Origin of the sequence: Thiocystis minor (genome assembly GCF_016653465.1) — a bacterium.
GTDB lineage: Bacteria > Pseudomonadota > Gammaproteobacteria > Chromatiales > Chromatiaceae > Chromatium > Chromatium minus.
Window position 1 is genome coordinate 1 of record NZ_NHSQ01000027.1, and the last position, 2579, is coordinate 2579.

A 2579-nucleotide genomic window follows, 5' to 3' on the forward strand; every position below is an offset into this window, starting at 1 on the left:
GCGGACTGATGCCCTCGAACAAGGAGGATTCCCCCGCCTGGCCGATGGCGACGTAACTGGCCGCGACCTCGCCGCTGTCCTGCGCTTCTTCGCGAAACCAGCGATCGGCCTGATCGAGAATCGCCGTGGCCGTGATCTCCCCGAGACTGTTGCGATACCACTGGCGTTCGAGACCCTGGACCAGTTGCAGCCAGGCGGACGGGAGGAACGCGGCCATGGCGATCAGGAGCAACAGCGCGAGACTGACGATCATCAGCATTGGCGAACCGCCGCCGTTGGAACCGCTGGACGGACGCGACTCGGTCATTGGGCGGGTTCCTCGGCGCTAGCGATCCCCAGGGCGCGCGCGTGCGCGTGCCGCTGCTCCGGATCATCGATGGCCATCGGCGCCTCGGTGCGAGGCGGACAGCCACTGACGCTCAACGCCTCGGCCGCGCCGTCGTGGGGCGTGACGATCCAGCGGCGAGGGGTCGGGGGCGAACCGCCCGGATCGCGTGTCGTTTGCGGTCGCGTCATCGTTTTAACTCCATGGGGATCAATGGCGGCAACGTCGGCTTCGGCGTCCCGAGAATCGGCAGGCGGCCCTTGACGATGCGCCCGCCCGCGAGGCGGGCGATGTAATGCAGATTGGGTAACATCCCGAGCAGGGCGGGCTGAAACAGGTCGCCGATTTCTTCCTTGAGTTGCTCGCCGACATTGGCCGAATGCGACAGCAGATCCTGTTGCGTCGAGGTGCCCTGGGTGCGGGTGATGGTTTTGAGGCGGACCTTGGGGAGACTGGCGGTGACGTACTCCTGGGTCTCGGCGTCGAGCACGCGCAGCGCGATCAGGGTGTTGAGGTTGCTCAACACCTGACGCGCCTTGGCCTCGCTGCCGGTGCGCGCGGCAAAGTCGGCGAAGGTCTGGGTCGCGATGGTCAGGCGCAGCCCGGCCCCGCGCCCTTTGTTGAGCAACTGGATCATCGGGTCATTGACGACTTCGGAGGCTTCGTCGATGAAGACGTTGACCGGACGATGGTTGACCCCGTAGTTGTAGCGATCCCCGGCGACGGCGGCCAGATCGGCGATCAGGATCGAGCCGATCGCCGCACCCACCAGGCCGTCGGAGAGCGAGTCCAGGCCGATGTAGGCGACCTGGGCGCGTTCCACCAGGCTCGCCATGGCGGTGATCGGGCGCGCATCCTGGGCATCGGCGCTGTCGGGGGAGAGCAGCGGACCGAGCGAGCCGGCGGTGAGCATGTTCAGAATCGGAAACAGGCTCGCGACCATCTTGGCGAAATGCACCTTGTCATGCGCGAACAGCGACACCAGGCCGTCGATGACGGTCGAGGGATGTTCGCCGCGCACGGTTTCCCGATACAGCCGGACCAGACCGGCGGCGCGCGCCGGGGTGTCCTGCGCCTTGCCGAGGAAGCGCGCGGCCTGGCCTTCCCAGCCGGGGGCGTGCTCGTCGAAATAGCGCGTCAGGACCCGCACCACCAGGGGATCGACGCCGCCTTCCAGATAGCGGCGCAGGTTCATCAGATTCGGGCGTTCGCCGGCGGCCAGCACCCCGCCGATGACATGCGAGAGCGCCATCTGCGAGAAGCTCTTGAACGGATCGTTGCCGCTGACGCTGGGCATGATGGCGGCGATGCGACTGGCGATTTCGGTCGCGCGGTTGAAACTGTAGAGGGGATCGATGCGGTGACTGCGATCCGGGAACGCCGGATGGAAGCTCACGAAGCGCTCCGGCTGACCGCTTTGCGCACACGCCCGCCGCGCCGATTCCTGGAGATCCTGATCGCCCTTGGGGTCGATGATGACCACCGCCTCGCCGCGCAACACCGCCTGGGTGACCAGCAGATCGAGCAGGCGGGTCTTGCCCGCGCCGGTGGTGCCGACGATCAGGATGTGCCCGGCGCTGTGCTCGACCGGCAGCCAGACCGGGGTTTCGCGCGCCGCCAGTCCGTGCAGCCAGTGCGCGCCCAACTGCGATTGCACCGGCACGAACCGCTCCGGTCCGGCGCGGATCAGATCCAGCGACAGTTGGGCATGTTCGCTGTTCCAGTCGAAGCCCCAGCCGAACCAAAGGTCGTCGCGATGGCGGCGACACTGGTCGCGCAGCTGCGTGAGCGTCAGAAAACTGAGGGCCGCGCCGGCGAGTTTGGCCTGACGATGCCCGTGACGTAACGCGGGCGCCAGCCAGCGCAGCCCGAGCGGGATCGACAGCGCCGCCAGCACTTGGAAGGGGGCCTGGTGCAGCGGCCACCACCGATGCAGTGCGGCAGCGACCAACCCAAGCAGCAGCCAACCGACCAGGGCAGCCATCTCGAAATTGGGACGCCAGGGCGGGTTATAGGCCAAGGGTCAACACCCCCTCGATCACTTGGGCACCGGGCAGGTTCGCCAAGGCGCGATTCAAGGCGGTGTCCGTGATCCCGACCCGTTTGGCCCCGTCGAGAATCGGTCCTTTCAGGGCGACGGACAGCGTTTGACCGCGCGGTTCGAGGGGACCGAGGGTGACATCGTGCGCCAGCAGACGTTCGCGGATGGCACGCGCGTAGGCGCTCGCCGTGGTGTCGGCCAAGGGTCCGCTGA

Annotated in this window: 3 protein-coding genes and 1 pseudogene; all 4 read right to left on the reverse strand. The window is 67.2% G+C overall.

Going from position 1 to position 2579, the window contains the following annotated elements; all coding sequences use genetic code 11:
* A partial coding sequence (locus CCR95_RS01610) for a hypothetical protein (RefSeq protein ID WP_420825641.1) occupies positions 1 to 307 on the reverse strand: 307 nt, incomplete at its 3' end.
* On the reverse strand, positions 304 to 516 hold the full coding sequence (locus tag CCR95_RS01615; RefSeq protein ID WP_201091279.1) for a hypothetical protein: 213 nt from the start codon (positions 514 to 516) through the stop codon (positions 304 to 306). The genes CCR95_RS01610 and CCR95_RS01615, both read right to left, overlap by 4 nt.
* Positions 513 to 2345, reverse strand: coding sequence for a conjugative transfer system coupling protein TraD (gene traD, locus CCR95_RS01620; RefSeq protein ID WP_476718516.1), 1833 nt, complete (start codon positions 2343 to 2345; stop codon positions 513 to 515). The genes CCR95_RS01615 and traD overlap by 4 nt, the downstream gene beginning before the upstream one ends.
* Positions 2335 to 2579 (reverse strand): annotated as a pseudogene (locus CCR95_RS01625) (MobH family relaxase); the annotation flags it as partial. The gene traD and the pseudogene CCR95_RS01625, both read right to left, overlap by 11 nt.